Raw genomic sequence first — 20878 nt, 5'->3', positions numbered from 1 at the left:
TGGGTTATCGGAAGAAGTTACTTCGCCGGTTCGGTCTTGTTCAGAACCTGCGCGATGGTCGATTGAACCACGCGCACCTTGACGCCTTCGGCCAGTTCGACTTCGACTTCGTTGTCATCCTTGACCTTGGAGACCTTGCCGATCAGCCCGCCTTGGGTGACCACCTGATCACCGCGACGCAGCGAACTGACCATCGCCTGATGCTCTTTCATCTTCTTTTGCTGCGGACGGATCAGCAGGAAATACATGATCGCGAAGATCAGAATCAGGGGTACGAATTGTCCAAGGGCTTCCATGTGGCGCTCTTCATCTGTGTTAGGGGAAGGGAGCGCACTGGCCCCGCTCAAGTCGGCAGGAACCTATGCGTCACCTGCGCCGAGCGCAAGACGATTGGCCCGAAAATCGCCGCGCCGATCCCTGCTATGCTGTGTGTGCGGCCCAAAGCGCGCAAGCCGCGCCGGTGTCAGCGGGCGGCGCCTTGCCTGGATCGGGCGGCAGGCATCACGTAAAAGTGCCATCCCACGCGGCGGGTTTGGCACGGTGCCCCTTGGCAGGGGCGCGTATCGGCGTCACATTTGCCGGATGATGACGATGTCCGCCCGTTTGACCCAGATCCGCCGCCCCGCCGCCTTGCTGCTGGCGGCCCTGTCCTGCGTTGTCTCGGTTTGTGCCGCCCTGCCCGCCGCAGCCCAGCAAAGTGCGCCCGCCGCGCGGACCGATCCGGCCCAGAGCCTGGCAGCGCAGCAGTCGGCCTCCATGCCGGCCTTCCCCGAAGAGATGACCGCGCAGCTTGGCGCCGTGGGGCGGGTGAATATCGCGGGCTTCAAGATCAAGGGCAACTGCACCGGCACGCTGGTCGCGCCCGCCGTCGTGCTGACAGCAGCCCATTGCACCGGAAATCCCGACGTGATGACCAATAGCCGCGTCTTCGTGGCCGGCTGGGACCGGGGCGAGTTCATCGCCGCGCGCAAGATCAAACGGGTGGTGCGCCACCCCGGCTACCAGACTGGCAGCCACATCAATATCCAGTTCGATATCGGCCTGCTTTTTCTGGAAGAGCCGATCACCGAGGTCGCCCCCCTGCCCATTAGCCTTGACCGGGCCGAGCAAGTGACCATCGCGGGCTATCACCGTTTTGTGCCGCATATGCTGAGCGGTCGCGAGGATTGCCCGGTCCTGTCGCGCAACGCGCGCCTGCTGCGTTTGAACTGCCCCGTTGTGTCCGGCAATTCGGGCGGGCCGGTGCTGGAACACAATGATGCGGGCGATTGGGTCGTCACTGCCGTCGTAAGTTCGCAAGAGCGCCGCGCCGACGGGATTCGGGCCATTGCCGTGCGGATGCCGCATTGGGTACACGAGATGCTGGCGGAGCAGTAGGCGGCGCACTATAGAGGCGCCACCGATTCAACCGACCAGAAGGTGACAGACATGCATGACATCAAGGCGATCCGCGAGAACCCGGAAGCGTTCGATGCCGCGCTGACGCGGCAGGGGCATGAGGCCGTGTCGTCCTCCCTGCTGGCGATGGACGAGGCGCGCCGCGCCAAGATCCTTGCGGCGGAAACCGCGCAGGCGGAACAGAACAAGGCTTCCAAATCGGTGGGCGCGGCGAAGGCCAGCGGCGACGAGGCGGAATTCGAACGCCTGCGCGCGCTTGTCTCCGAGAAGAAAGCCGAAGTGGCGCAGATGCAGGCCGAGGCCAAGGCGCTTGATGAAGAGCTGCGCATGGCGCTGATGGGCATTCCGAACCTTGCGCTGCCCGAAGTGCCCGAGGGCGCGGATGAGGATGACAATGTCGAAATCCGCCGCTGGGGCACGCCGCGCAGCTTCGATTTCAAACCGGTGGAGCATTTCGAACTCGCCGCCGTGCAAGATGGCATGGATTTCGAGACCGCCGCGAAACTGTCTGGCAGCCGCTTTGTGCTGATGCGCGGCGCGGTGGCACGGGTGCACCGGGCGCTGGCGCAATTCATGCTTGATCTGCATGTCAACGAACATGGGCTGACGGAAACGATCACGCCGGTTCTGGTCCGCGACGAAGCGATGTATGGCACGAACCAATTGCCGAAATTCGCGGAGGATTCCTATCAGACCACGAATGGCTGGTGGCTGATCCCGACATCGGAAGTGACGCTGACCAATACCGTATCGGGCGATGTACTGGACGAGGCCGATCTGCCGATCCGCATGACCGCCCATACCAATTGCTTCCGCTCCGAGGCGGGCAGCGCCGGGCGCGACACGTCGGGGATGCTGCGCCAGCACCAGTTCGAAAAGGTCGAGATGGTCTCCATCACGCATCCGGACAAATCGCTGGACGAGCATGAGCGGATGACCGGCTGCGCCGAGGCGGTTCTGCAAAAGCTGGGCCTGCCCTACCGCGTGGTGGTTCTGTGTACCGGCGATATGGGCTTTGGCGCGCGCAAGACCCATGACCTTGAAGTGTGGCTGCCGGGGCAAGACACCTATCGTGAGATTTCGTCCGTATCGGTCTGCGGCGACTTCCAGGCGCGGCGGATGAATGCCCGGTTCAAGCCCGAAGCGGGCGGCAAGCCGGATTTCGTGCATACGCTGAACGGCTCTGGCCTGGCTGTGGGGCGCTGCCTGATCGCAGTGCTGGAGAACGGCCAGCAGGAAGACGGCTCTGTCGAACTGCCCGAAGCGATCCATGGCTATCTCGGTGGCAAGACCCGGATCACGGCGCAAGGCACCCTGGCCTGAGCGCCCGATTGCAAACGCCCCAATGACCGGGCCGCGGCTTCAGGCAGCGGCCCGTATCTGTCCGGCGATCACAGGCCGCCGCGTGGTGATCACACGGCGCGCCTCTTCTGTCAGACCCAGCTTCATCAGAACATTCACATAGCTGAGTTCCAGCAGGTCACGCTGCGCCCGGCTGCCGCCAAGGCGCACGGCCTCGCCCATCACGGGCGTCAGTTCCGCCAGTGCGCCCTGCCAATCCTGCGCGGCCATCGCGGCCCATGCTCGCGCCACCGGTCGCACCAGATCGGCGGCAAAGCCGGTTTGCGTATCGGCCAGCCGCGCCAGTTTCTCGCCCTCGCCCGCCATAGCATAGGCCAGCGCCGCGTGAATATCGACAAAGCTCTGGCCCGGATTTGGAAAACGCGCGGCGACATAATCGCTTAACTCCGACCAACGCTCGGGCGCGACGGCGACGCCGGCCATCTGCGCCCGGTACAGGATCGCGGCGGTATCGGTGACCACGTTGATCGGCAGGCTGCAGGTGCTGCGCGGCCCGATCCGCGCATCGACCGTCTGCCACAGCCCATCGGTATCGCCATCCGCCAGCGCCCAGAGCGCGCTGTGCCAGCTTAAATGCCCATGCAGACTGCCGGTCGCGTCATAGCCCGTCATCCAGTCGTCAAGATACCTCCGCCCGGCTGTCACCTCGCCCAGTTCATACAGGGCATGGGCCTTGAAATGCGCGCCATTGGCGTTGCGCGGATTGAGCGCCAGCGCCTGTTCCATCAGTGCCAGCGACGCATCGGTTTGCCCGGTTTCGCACAAGGCGAGCGCGTGCATCGACATCATCCACCAATCCTGCCCGTAATGGGGCAGCAGGCGCGAGGTATAGGCGAAGAGTTCCGCCTCGCGCCCGACTTCCCCGGAAAAGCCGATGAGGCCGAAGACGTTGGAACAAAGCTGCGCCACCAGCGCGTCACGCGGATGGTCGGCCACATGGGCCATGGTCAGCCGCCGCGCCTCGGCGCTTTGTCCGGCGATCATGGCAGCCATGGCGGCAATATGGGCTTGCTCTCGTGCGCTGGCCTTGGCGGCAAGGCTTTGCGCCGTTGCAATGGCTGCGCGGGCGTCTTTCATCTGTGCGCGCGTTGTAAACGCCCGTGCCCGTCCCGCATGGGCCAGGGCGAAATCCGGGTCTGCGGCAATGGCGCTATCGAAGGCCTCCAACGCGCCGCTTCCGGCAGCCAATAGGAGGGCAACGCCCCAGTCATAGGCATCCCGCGCGGCGGTGGCCCCTGTGCTCAGCGCGTTGCCGTAATGGTCTGTCAGTGTCATCTCTGCCGCCCTCGGCCTGTGTTATTGTCCCACTGCCCATCGAAGAGAGCGATTCATCATAGGGCGCTTGAACGGCGCGGCGTCAAGCACACCGCGCCGCTTTTTCGATCAAGGCGCGCCGACGAAGAAGGCCGGGCGCAGCAGCCGGATCGTGATCGCCCCAAGCCCCGCCAGCACCAGCGCCAGCACGAAGAGCCAGCCGAGGAACGGGATCACACCGATGATGGCCGCCACCAGCGCGCCAATCGCCGCCGCCAGAATACGCTCTGGCAGGCTTTCCGGCAGGGACCGGCCCACGGCAAGCAACAGCCCCACCCCAAAGGAATAGGTTGCGACCACATAGCCCGCAAAGCCGCTGACCACCGCAAGCGCGATGAAGGCGGGCGTCAGCAACAGGCCGATCACGGTCATGCCCACCAGAATGCCCGCGCCGATCAGCGCCGACAGCGCCAGAAAGCCGATCCAAAGCGCGTTGAACGGGCGATCCAGCATCTGCCGCCGCATGTCGGCCAGCCGATCCGGCACCAATGCGGCCACCAGCGCGGCCAGCCCTGTCACCAGAAGGATGCCAAGGACGAATTTCCCCAAAAGCCGACCGAAACTCGGCGGGCGCGGGCCGTCCCAGTCTTCGATCTCGCGCCGGTCGATCCGGTCCTCTGCGACCACGCCGCCGGGCACGGTCGTCTCGCCCGGGTCGTCCTCGTAAAGGATCAGCTTCCCGTCGATCTGGGCGGTGTCGCCCCATGTGATCTCTTCGGCGGCAAGGCGCAGATCCCCCATGATCCGCCCTTCGATCCGCACCTCTTCGCCCGCGACCATGGCATAGCCTTGCACATCGCCCAGAACCGACACCTTGGACCCGGCGATGCGCAGATCACCGCCCACATCCTGCACGCTGACCGCGCGCCCGGCGAGCGTGGCATCCCCCGTCACCGCGCCATTCAACGCGACCTCTTCGCCGAATGCATAGGCGTCCCCCTGCACTTCGCCATCCATCACGATCTTGCGCCCGGCCAGATGCGCCGATCCGGCGATATCGCGTTTGCCGGTGACGCGGGCTCCGGCCATGAACAGATCGTCGGTGCCCTCTGCATCATGGGTCACGACGCGCCCGCCTTGGAAAACGTCGCCGCCCATTTCGACAATTGCGGGCCGCTCTTCGGCCAACAGCGCCGAGGACGTCAGGATCAAAAAGAAACAAGCTAAAATACGTGTCATGGTATCTCTCCCCCAAACTATCGGGGGCAGAATATACCGGCCCGCCCCAGCGACCTTGCGTTACATCAAAGACGCCGCCGGGGTGGCGATTCACCGCCCAAAGAGACGTTTGAGGCTTCCCGGGTTGTAATCGCTGCGCCCGCTGCGGCGCTGATTGACGCTGTCATGCAGGTCATGCGCCTTGTTCGGCCCCTTGCGCCATGCGCTCAACCAACCGGATTTCGGCGCGACCTCTTCGGTGTCCTCCAGCGGGTCCGGCGGCAGGATCGGATAGATCACCGCCGGATCGAGGGCGAGCCGCCCCGCCCCCTGCAAGATCCAGTCACCGGTGATGGCGGACAGGCGCTGCGCCTGACCAGAGCCACCGACAACGCCGTGATTTCCGACGAACCAGACCTGTTGATAGGGCCGCAGCGGGTCCGCGAAAGCGTCGCCATTGCGTTCGGCCACATTGTCCCACAGCGCCGGGCGGTAAAGCCGCCGCATCTCGTCCAGCGCGACCGCGTGGCGCGCCGATTTCACGAGAGAGCTGAGCTTCATGTCATGGAACTTGTATTGCAGGTTCCAAAGCGCGGCGACCGGCCCCAGCAGCGCCAGCGGCAGACCGCGCGCGCCCACCGTGTCCCAGACACCGACATAGGCGATCTGGACCAGTTCGGACCCGTCGGCGCGCCACGCCAGATCGTCCTGCGAGGTGCCAAAGCGCGGCGACATCGCCCGGCGCGCCTGCTGGATATGCCGTTTGTCCGGGTGGTTGCGCGCCCCGCGCTTGCGATACAGCGCGAAAGCCGCGTTGATGCCTGCGGGCGTGGTATCCTCGACGATGCCGCATTTGCGGATCATCCCCGCAACGGAACGCGCGGTAAACGCGCCGCGCGAGAATCCGAACAGGTAGATCTCATCGCCCGGCTGATAGACCTGCGCGATGAACTGGTAGGCTTCCTTGACCTTGGCATCCAGACCCCAGCCGAAAGCGCCGCCGCCCCATTTCTGGACAAAGCGTTTTACCGGCCCGTCGAAACGTTCGACCGTGCCGATCCCCCGGAAATAGACCGACACCTGCCCCTGGGTCGGATCGTGCCGCACCGCACGCTGGAGCTTGTGCACATGCGTCGTCTCGGAGATGTCCGGGGAATTCCACGTTCCGTCACAGAAAACCGCAATCCGCGTCATAATCCAATAAGCCCTTCAAAACCTGTTCCTTGTCGGGATAATACAAGGTTAACGTGTCCGGGGCAGCCCCGCAGGCCAGGAGAGTGTATTTTTCATGTTAGCCGCCGTTTTGACCCTTGTGGTCACGCTTGCTTTTGCTGTCAGCCCCTTTCTTGTGCCCGGCTTCAACGGGTTCTCGCCCGAGCAGTTCCCGATCCCGCAGAACGACCCGCCGGTGCAGCCAGCCGGATATGCCTTTTCGATCTGGGGCCTGATCTATCTGTGGCTGATCGCCAGCGCGGTGTTCGGGCTGTGGCTGCGCCGCGACGATCCCGATTGGGCAGAGATGCGACCGGCGCTGATCCTGTCCCTGGCGATCGGTGCCGCCTGGCTGCCCGTGGCGCAGCAGAACCCGCCGATTGCGACGGTGATGATCTGGGCCATGTGGCTGACCGCCGTGGCCGCGCTGATGCGCAGCCCGCGCGATGATCGCGGGATCGCGGCATGGCCCGTGGGGCTTTATGCGGGCTGGTTGACCGCGGCCTCTTGCGTGGCGCTGGGGCTGTGCCTTGCGGGCTACGGAATTGTCAGCGAACGCATCGCGGCGCTGGCGATGCTTGGGCTTGCGCTTGTGTTGGCGGTGGCGATCCAGTGGAAACTGGGGCGCGCGCCCGGCTTCGGCCTTGCGGTGGTCTGGGCGCTGATCGGCGTCTTTGTTGCCAATCGCACGCCCATGACCGAGATCACGATGCTGGCCGTCGCAGGGGCTGCGCTGGTGCTGTTTCTGGCCCTTGTGGCCGCTTTCCGCGATTGGCGCAGCAGCCCGGTCTAAGCCCCAGAGGCGGCCGGGCTATTTCTTCTTGTTGAGGTGCTTGCCAAGCGCGCCGGGGCGTTTTTCGCGCTTGCCCTTGTACGGGTTGTCGCCGCCCTGCCCGCGCAAAGTCAGCCGGATCGGCGTGCCGGGCATGTCGAAATCCTCACGCAGCCCGCCCACCAGATAGCGCGTATAGCTCGCCGGCATCTTGTCCGGGTGCGAACACATCACCACAAAGCCCGGCGGCCGGGTCTTGGCTTGTGTCATATAGCGCAGTTTGATCCGGCGGCCCTGTGGCGCCGGGGGCGGATGCGCTTCGAGCATCCCCGTCAGCCAGCGGTTCAAGGCGGCGGTCGGCACACGGCGATTCCAGACATCATGCGCACGCAGGATCGCGTCATGCAGCCGGTCCAACCCACGCCCGGTCCGTGCGGACACGGTAATGAGCGGCGCCCCCTTGAGCTGCGGCAACAGGCGGTTGAACGCCTCTTTCAGCCCTGCCAGTTTGGCCTGTTTGTTCTCTTCCAGATCCCACTTGTTGACCGCGACGACAACCGCCCGGCCCTCGCGCTCTGCCAGATCGGCGATGCGCAAATCCTGCTGTTCGAACGGGATATCCGCGTCCAGCAGCACCACGACGACCTCGGCGAATTTGACCGCGCGCAGACCGTCCGAGACCGAGAGTTTTTCCAGCTTTTCCTGCACCTTGGCCTTTTTACGCATGCCAGCGGTGTCAAAGATGCGCATGGGCGTGCCCTGCCAGTCGAGGGTCAGCGAGATCGCATCGCGCGTGATCCCGGCCTCCGGTCCGGTCAGCAGCCTGTCCTCACCCAGAATCTTGTTGATCAGCGTGGACTTGCCCGCGTTCGGGCGGCCCACGACGGCAACCTGCAACGGCTTCTCACGGGTCGGCTTGTAGGACTCTTCGTCCTCGGCCTCGTCGTCATCCATCACATCCAGATCGGTCACGGGATCGGGCGTGGAGGCTTCAAGTTCATCGGCGATGGGTTGCAGCACGGCGTATAGCTCGTTCATGCCCTCGCCATGTTCGGCGGACACGCGGATCGGATCGCCCAGCCCCAGCGCATAGGCTTCAAGCGCGCCTTCCTCCCCGGCGCGGCCTTCGGCCTTGTTCGCCACCAGAATCACATGGGCGGAGCGTTTGCGCAGGATCTCCGCGAACAGCTCGTCCACCGGCGTGATCCCGACACGCGCATCAATCATGAAGACGCAGATGTCGGCCATATCCACGGCCCGTTCCGTCAGGCGGCGCATCCGGCCCTGAAGGCTGTCATCGGTGACTTCTTCCAGACCCGCCGTGTCAATCACGGTAAAGCGCAGATCGCCCAGGCGCGCCGCGCCCTCGCGCAGATCGCGGGTCACACCGGGCTGGTCATCCACCAGCGCCAGCCGTTTTCCAACGAGCCGGTTGAACAGGGTGGACTTGCCCACGTTGGGTCGGCCCACAAGGGCCAGCGTGAAGGACATCGGGAAACGCTCCGGGTTAACAGAAACGGGGCTTTAGCTGAAATCACGCGCGGCGGGAAGCCCCCTTGCGCAGGAGGCCCCGTTACCGCGCCAATGCTTTGGTGCCTTAGCGGTAGGCCAGCAACTGCCCGTTGGCATTCACGACATAGAGCGTGCCGCCCGCAATCGCCGGGGTCGTCGCCGCGCCGCCGGGGATTTCCACGCTGTTGACCAGCGCGCCATTGGTCGGGTCAAAGCTGCGCAACTGACCGTCGGACGAGGCCAGCACAACGCGTCCGCCCGCCACGATCGGCCCAAAATGCGCATAGATTTCGGCCCGGCGGCGGGGACGGTCATTGACGAAGTTCGGCAGTTTGGTGCCCCAGATGCGGCTTCCGTCCTTGGCCGAGAGGCGCACCAGTTCATTGAGGTCGGTGACGAAGAACACGCTGTCCCCCGCCGGCCAGATCGGTCCTGCCGCGCCTTCTTGCGCGGTCCAGACGCGGTTGCCGCTGCCGATATTCAGCGCGACGACACGGCCCGATTGGTTGCCCACATAGACATTGCTGCCCGATACCACGGGCGGTGCGGTGATGTCGCTGACCTCGGCGCTGGCATAGCCGCGCCGTTCGCCCACGATGGTGGCATCCCAGCGGCGCAGGCCACCTTTGGGGAACACCGCCTGCACATCGCCGGAGCCGAACGCAAAGAGCGCAAGCCCGTTGCTGATCACCGGAGACGGTGCGCCCAGCACGTTATCAACGCTTTTCGCCGCGCCGATCTGCCAGCGGACCCGGCCGGTGGCGGCGTCGATCGCCCAGCCGGTTTCGTCGCCAGAGGTCAGATAGACCAGATCACCGGACACGCTGGGCGCGCCGGAACTGGAGGCGTCCAGCTCTTGCGTCCAGATCGTGCTGCCATCGGTGCCGTTGAGCGCGGCAAGCAATCCGAAACCGATCGTGACGTACAGCCGCCCATTGGCATAGGCCAGACCGCCGCCCGTCGCCTCGTCCGCGCCGTCATTGGGCGGCGTCAGATCGCGGGTCCAAAGCGTCCCGCCCGAGGTCGAGGTCGCGGTCACCCGCGCGCCTGCATCCAGCGTATAGATGCGGCCATCGGCCACGACGGGATCGGCTGTGATACGTTGGCGGCGCGCATTGCCCTGCCCGATATCCGCGCTCCAGACCAGTTGCGGCGCGGCGGACAGCGCCGGATGCGCCGTGCGGTTGGCAGGCGCGCCCCAGAACTGGGCCCAGTTCGCATTGGCGCTTGTGGCACCAAGGGAAATCGGTTGCGAAGTGTCTTGCTGCGCCACGACGGGTTCGGGATCTTCCAGCACGTCGCGCAGATCTTCGCGCAGACCCGGCAGGACCCGATCCGGTTCTTCGCAGCCGGTCAGCACCAGCGCTGACAAAAGAACGCCCGCCAGAAGCGGGGTTCGGGACTTCAATGTCGTCTTCAAGGATTGCTCGATCATCTGTGCCATGCCGGTGCTCCCGGTCTGTCGCCGGTCAATTGCTGTCAGTCTGCGGCAGAACCGAGACATCCGGCTCCCCACCCAGCGCCACAATCACCTGCAATGCCCGCTGTTGCAAGTCAGTGCCTGCTTCGGCGTCATTCAGGATGGCTTGCAGGCGGGCGATTGCCGCTTCGCGCTGGCCGGTTTCGATCTCGATCAGGGCCAGTTGTTCTTCGGCCAATACGCGCATCGGGTGGCCCGGCGTTGCGATCCGGCTGAACCCTTCAAAGCGTTCCGCGGGCAGTTGATCCGCCGCGCCAACCAGCAGTGCCTTGAACGCGGCGATCTGGCGATAGACTTCCGGCACGTCGGGATTGACCGAAATCGCTTCCAGCCGCGCGGCCGCGTCGGTCGTGTCGCCCGTCGCCGCCAGTTCAGAGGCCGCAATCATATCCACCAGCGCCGCCGCTTCGGGATTATCCGCCTCGACCGAGGAGATCGCCGCCGCACGTGCCGCGGCATTGGGCTGGGTCAGCGCGCCGACGATTTCATCGCCCAATGCCTGCGCCTTGGTTTCTGCCTGCGCCTTGCGATACTCATTCCACGCCGCACCCCCGACGATCAGCAGCACCGCAAGAATTGCGATCCAGCCATAGCGACGCAAATAGCCGTAAAGCTTGTCGCGGCGGACCTCTTCGGTGACTTCCTCAATGAAACTGTCGGTGTCGCTCATTGCGCTCCCCACTGGCAATTTTGCCCGTCTTACAGCGCCCCGCCCGACAAGCCAAGTGGCAGCGGCCCCGCGAAGCGCAGGAAAAACTCGTTGTATTGCAGGTCTTTGGAAAAAACCATAACTTGCGCGCGTTCGATTGGAGCATTCCTGCCCTATATTCAACTAATCATCCTGTATGGCTGGCGCGGCTGATGCCAACGCGGCTGACAAGGAGAGGTCCGAATTGATGCGTGTTTTCCCGGTTCTCTTGTCGATCCTGGTCGGCGGACTCCTCTATTTGTGGATCATGGAGCGGGAGTGGCTCTATGCGCGGATCGGCATTGATACCGCGCCCGCCGAAGACGCCGCGCAAACCAGCGCCGTCGATACGGCCCCGGACGACGCCGAGCTGATCAAGGTGATCGCGGTTCACAGCACCGCGCAAGTGATTGATACCGCCGTGGTTCTGCGCGGCGAGACCGAAGCCTTGCGGCAGGTCGATGTGCGCTCGGAAACCTCGGCGACCGTGGTGTCGACACCGCTGCGCAAGGGCGCGTTCGTCGAAGAAGGCCAGATCTTGTGCGAACTCGATCCGGGCACGCGTCCCGCCATTGTCGCAGAGGCGCGCGCGCGGCTGTCTGAAGCCAAGTCGCGTGTGACCGAAGCCGAAGCGCGCGGTCCCGAGGCCCAGGCGCGGCTGGCCGAAGCAGAGGCGCGGCTGGAAGAGGCTTTGACCAATGACAATGTCGCAGTTCAGTTGAGCTCTGGCGGCTATGCCTCTGATACACGTGTGAAAAACACCCGCGCCGCACTGGCCGCTGCTCGCGCTGGCGTGGAAGCGGCCCGATCCGGGCTGAAGACCGCGCAGGCCGGGGTCGATTCGGCTCGCGCTGGCGTGGAAAGCGCCCAAGCAAGCGTTGCCGCCGCCGAGAAAGAGATCGAACGCCTGACGCTGGTTGCCCCTTTCGCGGGCCTTCTGGAAAGCGACGGGGCGGAGCTTGGCACGCTACTGCAAACCGGCGGGCTGTGCGCGACGGTCATTCAGCTTGACCCGATCAAACTGGTGGCTTTCGTGCCAGAAACCGATGTGAGCCGGATCAAACTTGGTGCGCAGGCGAGCGCGCGGTTGACAGATGGTCAGCAGGTCAGCGGCGTCGTTACCTTCCTGTCGCGCAGCGCCGATGAAACCACCCGCACCTTCCGCGTCGAGATCGAAGCCGACAATGCGGAACTGGACATTCGCGACGGGCAAACGGCAGAAATCCTCATCTCCACCGCCGGGCAAGAGGCGCATCTGCTTCCGGCCTCGGCGCTGACGCTGAATGACGAGGGCACGCTTGGCCTGCGGGTGCTGAGCGCGGGCAACATCGTCGCCTTTGCCCCGGTCACGATCCTGCGGGACACGACCCAGGGCGTCTGGCTGACGGGCCTGCCGCCGCAGGCCGATGTCATCATCGTCGGGCAGGAATACGTCACCGAAGGTGTCAGGGTCGCGCCCAGCTATGAGAAGGCCAAGACATGACCGGGTTGATCGACTGGGCCGCTGAACGGGCGCGGATGATCCTCGCCTTCATTGGCCTGTCGCTTGCGGTCGGAACCTTTGCCTATGTCGGCCTGCCCAAGGAGGGCGAGCCGGATATCGAAATCCCGATGCTGTTCATCTCGGTCCCCTTCCCCGGCATTTCCGCCGCCGATAGCGAAAAGCTGCTGGTCAAACCGATGGAAACGGAACTCGCCGATCTGGACGGGCTCGATTCCATGACCGGCACCGCCGCCGAAGGCTATGCGGGGATCATCCTCGAATTTGAATTCGGTTGGGACAAGACCGCGATCATGGCCGATGTGCGTGACGCCATGAACAGCGCAGAGGCCGATTTCCCCGAAGGCGCAGAGCAATATTCGATCAACGAGATCAACTTCTCCGAATTTCCGATCCTGATCGTGAACCTGACCGGCCCGGTGCCGGAACGCACGATGAACCGGATCGCCAAGGATTTGCAGGACGATCTCGAAAGCCTGGACGCGGTGCTGGAAGCCGCGCTGACGGGCAATCGCGACGAGATGCTGGAAGTGATCATCGATCCCCTGCGGCTCGAAGCCTATAACGTGACGGCGGGTGAGCTGATTTCCGTCGTGCAGAACAACAACCAGTTGATCGCGGCGGGCGAGGTTGAAACCGCGCAAGGCACCTTTGCGGTCAAGATCCCCTCCAGCTTCGATGAGCCGCGCGATGTGTACGATCTGCCGGTCAAGACCAATGGCGACCGCGTTGTGACGCTGGGCGATCTGGCGCAGATCAATCTGACCTTCGAGGATCGCGCAGGCACCGCCCGGTTCAACGGCACCAAGACCGTGGCCTTGCAGGTGGTCAAGCGCAAGGGTTTCAACCTGATCGACACGGTCGCGCTGGTGAAAGAGCGCGTCGCCGCCGCCAGTGAAAGCTGGCCCGAGGGGCTGAAAGCAGCGGTGGAGATCGGCACATCGAACGATCAGAGCCGTCAGGTCAATTCCATGGTCAAGCAGCTTGAAGGGTCGGTCCTGACCGCCATCGCGCTGGTCATGCTGGTCTCTCTCGCGGCGCTGGGGCCGCGCGCCTCGCTGCTGGTCGGCTTTGCGATCCCGACATCCTTCCTGCTGTGCTTTGCCCTTCTGGCGCTGATGGGCGTGTCCATTTCCAACATCGTCATGTTCGGCCTGATCCTTGCGGTGGGGATGCTGGTCGATGGCGCGATCGTGGTCGTGGAATATGCCGACAAACGCCAGGCGGAGGGCGTCGGCCCGATGCACGCCTATGTCGAAGCCGCCAAGCGGATGTTCTGGCCGGTGGTGAGTTCCACCGCGACGACGCTGTGTGCCTTCCTGCCCATGCTGTTCTGGCCCGGTGTGCCGGGGGAGTTCATGGGCATGTTGCCCGTGACGCTGATCTTCGTGCTCTCGGCCTCGCTTGTCGTTGCGCTGGTCTATCTGCCGGTTATGGGCGGCGTCACAGGGCGGCTTGAGCGTTGGATTTCGCAACAGACCCACGTGATCGCGGGGCTGCGCTGGTATCTGCATCTGGCGATCTTCGTGCTGGCCGTTCTGGGGATCGTGCTGGCCATCGCAGCGGTAAGCTTTCTTGGCGGTATGGCCGCCGGTCTGATGGGCGGCATCGACACGCAAAATATCTTTGGCAGCGTCGTGCCGACCTTTGCCAAAGTGTTCTTGCTGGCGGTTGCGCTGGTCGTGGCCAGTGCCGCGGGCGTGGCCGGGGTGGTGGTAATCCTGCTTGGCGTCGTGGCGATCTTCACGCGCATCTCGGTGGGGGCGCGGATGCTCTATCGCCACCTCTTTCCCAAACGCGGCGAGCGGATACGCTCCGGCTATAGCCGCAGCCTGTTCGGGCGGGCCATTCACGGCATCGCCGGCAATCCGGTCATGCCACTGGTCGTGATGGGCGTGGTCTTCACCTTTGTCGGGGCGACACTGTTCTATTTCATGAACAATTCGCGCGGCACCGAGTTCTTCGTCGAATCCGAGACCGAGCAAGCCATCGTCTATGTGCTGGCGCGCGGCAATCTCAGCCTTGAGGAGAAAGACGCGCTGGTCAAACGGGCCGAGGATATCGTTCTGGCCCATCCCGGCATCGACAACGCCTTTGCCTTCGCTGGCGAGGGCGGGCTGAACTCCAACACCGGCGGCAGTCAGGCGCCCAAGGATACGATCGGTCAGATCCAGCTGGAAACCGTCCCGTGGGAGGACCGCAAGGACCAACCCGAACTGGACGGCGATCTGGTGATGGAGGAACTGACCGAGCAGTTGAACCAGATGCCCGGCGTCCGGATCGAAATCCTGTCGCTGTCCCGCGGTCCTGCATCGGGCAAGCCGGTGCATCTGCGGATGAAGGGCGATAGCTGGGATGCATTGCTCCCCGCCGTGGGTATGGCGCGCGCCGCCTTTGACGCCACCCCCGGCCTGACGCTGATCGAAGACACGCGCCCCCTGCCCGGCATTGACTGGCAGATCGACGTCGATGTGGAAAAGGCCGGGCGCTATGGCGCGGATGTGGCCACGGTGGGCGGCATGGTCCAACTTGTAACGCGCGGCATTCTGCTGGACACGATGCGGGTGGACAGTTCCGACGAAGAGATCGAGATCCGCGTGCGCCTGCCGGAAGAGGATCGCATCCTCTCCACGCTCGACTCGCTCAAGGTGCGCACGATGGATGGGCTGGTGCCCCTGTCGAACTTCATCACGCGCACGCCCGTCCCGTCATTGGCCGAGATCAACCGCGTCGATCAGAAGCGCTTCTTCGATGTCAAAGCGGACGTGATGACCGGGCTGCAAAAGCTGGTCGATGCCGATGAACAGACCGTGGCGACGGTGCGCGTCACGGATGCGGACCCGGCGATCACCGGCGCGGATGGCACCGGATACGCCCTGCTGGGCGGGGGCCGTGATGGCGCAGCCTTGCAGGACGGTATCGATGCGGGCGATCTGCGGATGGTGCCCGTGAATGCGAATGAGCGTATCGCCACCTTGACGGAATGGCTGGAAAGCGCGCCGCTGCCCGCAGGTGTGACGTGGGAATGGACCGGCGACCAGGAGGAACAAGCGGAATCGGCCGCCTTCCTGCAAAGCGCATTCAGCGCGGCGTTGGGTCTGATGTTCATCATCCTGCTGGCGCAGTTCAACTCGTTCTACAATTCTGTCCTTGTCCTGCTGGCGGTGATCCTGTCCACGACCGGTGTGCTGTGGGGGATGATCATCATGGATCAGACCTTCTCCATCATCATGACGGGGACCGGGATCGTGGCGCTGGCCGGGATCGTCGTGAACAACAATATCGTGCTGATCGACACCTATCAGGATTACGCGCGCTTCATGCCCCGGATCGAGGCGATTACCCGCACCGCGCAGGACCGTATCCGGCCGGTTCTGCTGACCACGATCACCACGATGGCGGGGCTTGCGCCGATGATGTTCGGCCTCAGCCTCGATTTCGGTGCGGGCGGCTATTCCGTGGATTCGCCCACCGCCCTGTGGTGGAAGCAGCTTGCGACCGCCGTGGTCTTTGGCCTTGGGATCGCAACGGTGCTGACCCTTGTCGTCACCCCGTCGCTGCTTGCCCTGCGGGTCTGGGCCGCCACTTACGCGCAATGGTTCGCGACCTTGCTGGCGCGCCTGTCCATGGGCCGGGCCAGCCGGGCCGCGCGTGACTGGGCGCTGGGGCGCGAAGCGCGGCGCCTGCGCGACAATGAGATCATCTGGGACGACATGACCGATCTTTCCACCGTTTCGACGGACGAATTGCGCGCCGCCGAATAACAGGCGGCGGGCGTCTTTTCGCCAATCGGGCGACGCGGACACGCCATTGTGAGGCGCTGCCCCCATGGCCGGTGCTAGGGTCGGATCAACATTGCAACCAAGGACGCTTCCCATGCTTCGTACCCTGATCACAACGGCCACACTTGGCCTTGCCGCCCTGCCCGCGCTTGCCGATGACCTGATCCGCAAGTCCAGCCCGCATTCCGTGGCAGAAACCATGGACAAGCTGGAAGCTGCGGTCACAAAAGCGGGCGCAACCGTCTTTGCCCGTATCGATCACGCGGGCGGCGCTGAAAAAGTCGGGATGGAACTTGCCGATGCGCAGGTGCTGATCTTCGGCAATCCCAAGCTGGGCACTCCCGCGATGCAGGCCGATATCACCGCCGGGTTGGACCTGCCGCTGCGGGTGCTGGTGGCGCAGGGCGAGTCCGGTGTCGAGGTGATCTACCACGCCCCCGCATCACTGGCCGCCGCATATGACATTCCCGCAGATGCCAAACCGCTGCAAATGATGACCGGGGCGCTGGATAAGCTGACCGGCGCGGCGATCGCTGCGGAATAACGCCAGACTGCGACGGCGCGCCAGCCTTGGGGCAGCGCGCCGCGCCATTGTGCGGGCCATCATTGCAACCGCGACCCGCGGGCGAATGTGCCGGTTTAGCCGACGATCAACTGTTTGAGTTGCAAAGCTTCGTGTTCGAGTTCGGTCAGCCGATAGTTCACCACATCGCCGGTCGTAATCATCGCAACGACCGCGCCGCGTTCCATCACCGGCATGTGGCGGAACCGTCCTTCGGACATGCGGCGCAAAACCGACACGAGTGTATCGTCCGGCCCACAGGTCTTTACGTCGCGGGTCATGTTCTCGGCCACGGTTTGCGGCAGGGTCTGACCGGGCGTCTCGGCCAGTTTCCGCACGATATCGCGCTCGGACAGGATGCCCTCAAGCGCGCCATGGGAATCCAGCACCACCAGCGCACCGATTTTCTCGTCCCGCAGGATCTTCACCGCGTTCGAGATCGTCTCTCCCGCCGTGATCGTGATCAGGGCGCGGCCCTTGGTGTCAAGCAGGTTGCTGACCCGCGCCGTTTCGGTTTTCGCATTGGTTTCAAGCGACTGGCTGACACTCGACGGTTTCTCTTTATCCCCCGCCATCGGAGCCTGATAGGATGTTGGCATTGTGTCGGACCTCCTCTTTCCTGCGCTGATGCCTGCATATGCAAGTCATGATAGCAACAAAGCGGGGTCTGTCAGTCAAAACCTGCACAGACGCGGGAAAGAGGGGGCATTTCCGCGCCCGTGTCAGGCCGTTTCATCCGCCTGCTGCAATTGCCACAGCATCGCGTAACGCCCGTCCTTGGCCAGCAGATCGTCATGGCTGCCCCGTTCGATCACTTCGCCCTTTTCCAGAACGACAATCTGGTCCGCCTCTGCCACGGTGGACAGGCGGTGCGCGATGGTCAGCACCGTGCGCCCTTCGCCCGCCATGCGCAGCGCGCCCTTGATCTCTTGCTCGGTATCGGTGTCGAGCGCCGAGGTCGCCTCGTCCAGCAGCAGGATCGGCGGGTTCTTGAGCAATGTCCGCGCAATGCCCACGCGCTGCTTTTCACCGCCCGACAGTTTCAGGCCGCGTTCGCCCACGGTGGTGTCATAGCCATCGGGTAGCGCTTCGATGAAGTCGTGGATTTGCGCGGCGCGCGCGGCGGCGATGATGTCGTCCTGCGTGGCGCCATCGCGGCCATAGGCGATGTTGTAACGGATGGTATCGTTGAACAGCACCGTATCCTGCGGCACCACGCCTATCGCCGCGTGCAGGCTGTTTTGCGTGACGTTGCGTACGTCCTGCCCATCGATGCGCAAGGCCCCGCCCTGCACATCATAGAACCGGAACAGCAAGCGTCCGATGGTCGATTTCCCCGACCCGGTCGAGCCGACAATCGCGACGGTCTGGCCCGGCTCTGCCGTGATGGAAACGCCCTTGAGGATCTGCCGGTCCGGATCATAGCCGAAGCGCACATCGTCCAGTTCGACACGCCCCCCCGACACCTCCAGCGGGCGCGCATCCGGGGCGTCCTTGACCTCTGCCGGTTGTTCCAGAAGGTCGAACATCTCGCCCATATCGACCAGCGCCTGACGAATTTCGCGGTAGACCGACCCCAGGAAATTCAGCGGCATGGTGATCTGAATCATATAGGCGTTGATCATCACGAAATCGCCGACGGTCAGCGTACCGGCCTGCACTTCCAGCGCGGCCATGACCATCACGATCACCAGCCCGCCGGTGATCAGGAAGGATTGCCCGGCATTGAGAAACGCAAGGCTGTACGCGGTCTTGAGCGCGGCGGTCTCATAGCCTTCCATCGCGCTGTCATAGCGTTGAGCTTCGCGCGCTTCGGCATTGAAATATTTGACAGTTTCAAAGTTCAGCAGGCTGTCGATCGCCTTTTGATTGGCGTCGGTATCCTGATCGTTCATCTGGCGGCGCAGCTTCACCCGCCATTCGGTCACTTTGAAGGTGAAGACGGTGTACAGCACCACGGTGCCCACGACCACGGCCACATAGGTCCAGTCGAAGAGGAACAGCAGCACCACCGCGATCATCAGCAGCTCCAGCACCAGCGGGCCGATAGAGAACAGCAGGAACCGCAGCAGGAAATCGACACCCTTGACGCCGCGTTCGATGATGCGGCTCAGCCCGCCGGTCTTGCGCGTGATGTGATAGCGCATGGACAGGCGGTGAATATGCTCGAAGGTTTCCAGCGCCAGCATCCGCAGCGCGCGTTGACCCACGCGGGCGAAGATCGCATCGCGCAATTGCTGGAACCCGATGGTCAGAAACCGCGCCATGCCATAGGCGACAGTCAGCCCCACGGCCCCCAGAAGCAGCGGAGAGACCCCCTCGCCACTGAGCGTATCGACCGCCTGTTTGTAGAACATCGGCGTGACGACCGTGATCAGCTTGGCGATGAATAGCATCAGCAAGGCCCAGACCACGCGGCGCTTTACCCATGGCATGTCCTGCGGCCACAGATAGGGGCCGACCTTGCGGATAGTCCGCATACCAGAGGCACGGTCAGTGGTGTCGCCCGTAGGCTGCGGTGCCGGAGGGGCGGTTCGCGATAAAGAGCGCATCGATTTTCCTGTTGCTATCCCCGGTAACTAGGACCGGACGCCCCCGATTGCCAGCGCAAGGGCGGTTTATTCTTCGGGCAGCGAAAAGACCTGTCCGGGATAGATCAGGTCGGGGTCGCGAATGGCGGTGCGGTTTGTCTCGAAGACGCGCACATACAGCAGCCCCTCGCCATACCGGTCGCGCGCAATCGCCCAGAGCGTGTCGCCCTTTTGCACGGTGACCGCTTTGACGGTGGCATCGCCTGCGGGCGTGGCCTCGGCAAGGCGGGTGGGGTCTTCGCGCTTGAAGGGGGTTTCGACGCGGCTGGTGACCTCGCCTGTCGCATTCACCTCGTCGATGCGCAGCGTGTAGACCCCGGAATCGATGCTGGGCAGTTCACCGCGCCACGCGCCGCTTTCATCGACATCCAGCGCCGCCACAGCGCGATTGTCGATATAGACGCGCACAGCCTGCGCCCCGGTCTGCGCCCGCCCCGTCAGTTCGACCGCGCCCTGGCTGGAATAGCCGATCGTATCCAGCGCCACCTGATCGGGGATCGCGGGCGCGGAATTGGCGCCGCGCAGCACCTCTACCCCGTCCTCATTCGATTTCAGTATCGCGACCCGTTGCGGGGCGGCATTCGGGACTGAGGCTGGGACCGGGTCTGAGGCGGTTTCGGTGGCGGTGTCGGCGGAGGATGTCGCCGCCGGTGCGGCCTGCGGCTCTGGCGTGGGATCGTCGTTTTGGGCATCAGGGGTGCCGACCGGCTGATCGGCGGTGGTCGTCACAGAGCCTGCCAACGCCTGATCTGCGGGCACCTCCTGCGCTGGGGCCAAAGCCGCGACAGCGCGGGGCGCGTCCTGTGCTGCATCAGGGTCTGCACCCGCGCGCGGCGCCTCGGGCGCCTCGCTCTCCTCAACCGCGCCGCCCAGTTCCGGCGCGGCGGATGCGATGGCCGGTGCTGTGTCGGGTGTTGCGTCTGGGGCTGCACCCGATGCGGGTTCGGATACAGGTTGGGCGGCAGCCGTGACAGGGGCCAGGATCAACTCGTCCGGCGATGGCGTCTCTGCCCCGTCGGCAGCGAGTTCCGCCAGCGTCAGAACGCGCGGAGCGGCGCTTGGTTCCAACATCGCGATGGTCGCGAAAGCGCCCGCGTCATCGGCGGTGGCCCGGGCGATCTCTTGCCCGTCGGCACGCAGGATAATCGCGGCGTTGGGACTGGCCCGCCCGGCGATGACCGCAAGCCCGTCATCCTCCAGCCGGATTTCATCAAGGCGCGGCGCGGCCGGTGCGGTGGTGGGTTCGGTCGTGGTATCGGTGGTGGGTTCCGTCGGCTCTGCGACCGCTGGGGTGGCCTCGCCCCCCGTCGCCTCACCGCGTGCCGGGTCTTGCGACGTACTCAGCGGCAGCGCCGCTGTTGTCGCCAATTCGGTGGGCCGCGTGGCATACCATGTTCCGGCGGCCCCGATCCCGCCAAGCAACACAATGGCACCGATCCAGATCGGCCAGTTTCGCGCGCCCTCCGCCGGCATGAGCCATGTCCCCTTCGATGCCGTTTGCCCAGTTGAGCCTACATATCAGCCAAGTTATCAACGGTCAAAAGAG

General features: G+C 64.2%; 16 protein-coding genes. 6 read left to right on the top strand and 10 right to left on the bottom strand.

The features are described from left to right. Window positions 1-17: 17 nt before the first annotated feature. Window positions 18-296 (bottom strand): preprotein translocase subunit YajC, encoded by a 279-nt coding sequence (yajC, locus tag E4Z66_RS01405; RefSeq protein ID WP_136461153.1) that lies wholly within the window; start codon window positions 294-296, stop codon window positions 18-20. A gap of 286 nt (window positions 297-582) precedes the next feature. Here yajC and E4Z66_RS01400 point away from each other — a divergent pair, with 286 nt between their 5' ends. Next, on the top strand, window positions 583-1377 hold the full coding sequence (locus E4Z66_RS01400) for a trypsin-like serine peptidase (protein WP_168797694.1): 795 nt from the start codon (window positions 583-585) through the stop codon (window positions 1375-1377). Window positions 1378-1428: 51 nt separating this feature from the next. Further along, a complete protein-coding gene (gene serS, locus E4Z66_RS01395) occupies window positions 1429-2721 on the top strand; it encodes a serine--tRNA ligase (RefSeq protein ID WP_136461151.1) in 1293 nt (430 codons plus the stop codon). Window positions 2722-2760: 39 nt separating this feature from the next. On the opposite strand, the gene E4Z66_RS01390 is transcribed toward serS, so the two are convergent. The 3 genes from E4Z66_RS01390 to E4Z66_RS01380 all read right to left on the bottom strand — a co-directional run bounded on the left by E4Z66_RS01390 (window position 2761) and on the right by E4Z66_RS01380 (window position 6426). Then, window positions 2761-4035: a tetratricopeptide repeat protein gene (locus E4Z66_RS01390; RefSeq protein ID WP_136461150.1), complete on the bottom strand. Its 1275-nt coding sequence runs from the start codon at window positions 4033-4035 to the stop codon at window positions 2761-2763. A 108-nt stretch (window positions 4036-4143) separates the two neighbouring features. Further along, the gene (locus E4Z66_RS01385) at window positions 4144-5253 is read right to left on the bottom strand and encodes a DUF8173 domain-containing protein (protein ID WP_136461149.1); all 1110 of its coding nucleotides are present in this window, start codon (window positions 5251-5253) and stop codon (window positions 4144-4146) included. Between the two features lie 90 nt (window positions 5254-5343). After that, a complete protein-coding gene (locus E4Z66_RS01380) occupies window positions 5344-6426 on the bottom strand; it encodes a DUF2235 domain-containing protein (RefSeq protein ID WP_136461148.1) in 1083 nt (360 codons plus the stop codon). Window positions 6427-6520: 94 nt separating this feature from the next. Between E4Z66_RS01380 and E4Z66_RS01375 the strand changes: the two genes are divergently transcribed. Continuing rightward, the gene (locus E4Z66_RS01375) at window positions 6521-7237 is read left to right on the top strand and encodes a tryptophan-rich sensory protein (protein WP_136461147.1); all 717 of its coding nucleotides are present in this window, start codon (window positions 6521-6523) and stop codon (window positions 7235-7237) included. Window positions 7238-7255: 18 nt separating this feature from the next. Here E4Z66_RS01375 and der read toward each other — a convergent pair whose 3' ends face one another. From der to E4Z66_RS01360, 3 genes are all read right to left on the bottom strand, one after another. Next, on the bottom strand, window positions 7256-8707 hold the full coding sequence (der, locus tag E4Z66_RS01370; protein WP_136461146.1) for a ribosome biogenesis GTPase Der: 1452 nt from the start codon (window positions 8705-8707) through the stop codon (window positions 7256-7258). A 106-nt stretch (window positions 8708-8813) separates the two neighbouring features. Continuing rightward, window positions 8814-10172, bottom strand: coding sequence for a PQQ-like beta-propeller repeat protein (locus E4Z66_RS01365; protein ID WP_342773433.1), 1359 nt, complete (start codon window positions 10170-10172; stop codon window positions 8814-8816). 25 nt (window positions 10173-10197) lie between these two features. Beyond that, window positions 10198-10878: a tetratricopeptide repeat protein gene (locus E4Z66_RS01360; protein ID WP_136461145.1), complete on the bottom strand. Its 681-nt coding sequence runs from the start codon at window positions 10876-10878 to the stop codon at window positions 10198-10200. A 226-nt stretch (window positions 10879-11104) separates the two neighbouring features. On the opposite strand from E4Z66_RS01360, the gene E4Z66_RS01355 reads away from it, so the two are divergent. From E4Z66_RS01355 to E4Z66_RS01345, 3 genes are all read left to right on the top strand, one after another. Beyond that, window positions 11105-12379 (top strand): efflux RND transporter periplasmic adaptor subunit, encoded by a 1275-nt coding sequence (locus tag E4Z66_RS01355; RefSeq protein ID WP_136461144.1) that lies wholly within the window; start codon window positions 11105-11107, stop codon window positions 12377-12379. Then, window positions 12376-16161 (top strand): efflux RND transporter permease subunit, encoded by a 3786-nt coding sequence (locus tag E4Z66_RS01350; RefSeq protein ID WP_136461143.1) that lies wholly within the window; start codon window positions 12376-12378, stop codon window positions 16159-16161. Before E4Z66_RS01355 ends, E4Z66_RS01350 begins: the two co-directional genes overlap by 4 nt. A gap of 112 nt (window positions 16162-16273) precedes the next feature. Next, complete coding sequence (locus E4Z66_RS01345; RefSeq protein ID WP_136461142.1) at window positions 16274-16723, top strand: DUF302 domain-containing protein; 450 nt, start codon at window positions 16274-16276, stop codon at window positions 16721-16723. A 95-nt stretch (window positions 16724-16818) separates the two neighbouring features. Here the strand turns inward: E4Z66_RS01345 and E4Z66_RS01340 are convergent, their stop codons facing one another. The 3 genes from E4Z66_RS01340 to E4Z66_RS01330 form a co-directional block, all read right to left on the bottom strand. Continuing rightward, window positions 16819-17340, bottom strand: coding sequence for a CBS domain-containing protein (locus E4Z66_RS01340; protein WP_136461141.1), 522 nt, complete (start codon window positions 17338-17340; stop codon window positions 16819-16821). Between the two features lie 123 nt (window positions 17341-17463). Further along, window positions 17464-19293 carry an ABCB family ABC transporter ATP-binding protein/permease gene (locus tag E4Z66_RS01335; RefSeq protein ID WP_136461140.1) on the bottom strand — a complete coding sequence of 610 codons (1830 nt, stop codon included), beginning with the start codon at window positions 19291-19293 and terminating at the stop codon, window positions 17464-17466. A gap of 66 nt (window positions 19294-19359) precedes the next feature. After that, window positions 19360-20805, bottom strand: a complete 1446-nt coding sequence (locus E4Z66_RS01330) for a LysM peptidoglycan-binding domain-containing protein (protein ID WP_136461139.1) — start codon at window positions 20803-20805, stop codon at window positions 19360-19362. Between the last annotated feature and the right edge of the window lie 73 nt (window positions 20806-20878).

Origin of the sequence: Aliishimia ponticola (assembly GCF_004803475.1) — a bacterium.
GTDB lineage: Bacteria > Pseudomonadota > Alphaproteobacteria > Rhodobacterales > Rhodobacteraceae > Aliishimia > Aliishimia ponticola.
The sequence above is the reverse complement of the archived record's forward strand: the minus strand, read 5'-3'. Positions and strand labels throughout refer to the sequence as shown.

What these genes read in the sequence shown, in the direction of transcription:
- E4Z66_RS01345 (WP_136461142.1), top strand. Translation starts at nt 16,274, where the DNA reads ATGCTTCGTACCCTGATCACAACGGCCACACTTGGCCTTGCCGCCCTG.
- E4Z66_RS01340 (WP_136461141.1), bottom strand. Translation starts at nt 17,340, where the DNA reads ATGCCAACATCCTATCAGGCTCCGATGGCGGGGGATAAAGAGAAACCG.
- E4Z66_RS01390 (WP_136461150.1), bottom strand. Translation starts at nt 4,035, where the DNA reads ATGACACTGACAGACCATTACGGCAACGCGCTGAGCACAGGGGCCACC.
- E4Z66_RS01375 (WP_136461147.1), top strand. Translation starts at nt 6,521, where the DNA reads ATGTTAGCCGCCGTTTTGACCCTTGTGGTCACGCTTGCTTTTGCTGTC.
- E4Z66_RS01330 (WP_136461139.1), bottom strand. Translation starts at nt 20,805, where the DNA reads ATGCCGGCGGAGGGCGCGCGAAACTGGCCGATCTGGATCGGTGCCATT.
- E4Z66_RS01385 (WP_136461149.1), bottom strand. Translation starts at nt 5,253, where the DNA reads ATGACACGTATTTTAGCTTGTTTCTTTTTGATCCTGACGTCCTCGGCG.
- E4Z66_RS01360 (WP_136461145.1), bottom strand. Translation starts at nt 10,878, where the DNA reads ATGAGCGACACCGACAGTTTCATTGAGGAAGTCACCGAAGAGGTCCGC.
- E4Z66_RS01335 (WP_136461140.1), bottom strand. Translation starts at nt 19,293, where the DNA reads ATGCGCTCTTTATCGCGAACCGCCCCTCCGGCACCGCAGCCTACGGGC.
- yajC (WP_136461153.1), bottom strand. Translation starts at nt 296, where the DNA reads ATGGAAGCCCTTGGACAATTCGTACCCCTGATTCTGATCTTCGCGATC.
- E4Z66_RS01355 (WP_136461144.1), top strand. Translation starts at nt 11,105, where the DNA reads ATGCGTGTTTTCCCGGTTCTCTTGTCGATCCTGGTCGGCGGACTCCTC.
- E4Z66_RS01350 (WP_136461143.1), top strand. Translation starts at nt 12,376, where the DNA reads ATGACCGGGTTGATCGACTGGGCCGCTGAACGGGCGCGGATGATCCTC.
- der (WP_136461146.1), bottom strand. Translation starts at nt 8,707, where the DNA reads ATGTCCTTCACGCTGGCCCTTGTGGGCCGACCCAACGTGGGCAAGTCC.
- E4Z66_RS01380 (WP_136461148.1), bottom strand. Translation starts at nt 6,426, where the DNA reads ATGACGCGGATTGCGGTTTTCTGTGACGGAACGTGGAATTCCCCGGAC.
- E4Z66_RS01365 (WP_342773433.1), bottom strand. Translation starts at nt 10,172, where the DNA reads ATGGCACAGATGATCGAGCAATCCTTGAAGACGACATTGAAGTCCCGA.
- serS (WP_136461151.1), top strand. Translation starts at nt 1,429, where the DNA reads ATGCATGACATCAAGGCGATCCGCGAGAACCCGGAAGCGTTCGATGCC.
- E4Z66_RS01400 (WP_168797694.1), top strand. Translation starts at nt 583, where the DNA reads ATGATGACGATGTCCGCCCGTTTGACCCAGATCCGCCGCCCCGCCGCC.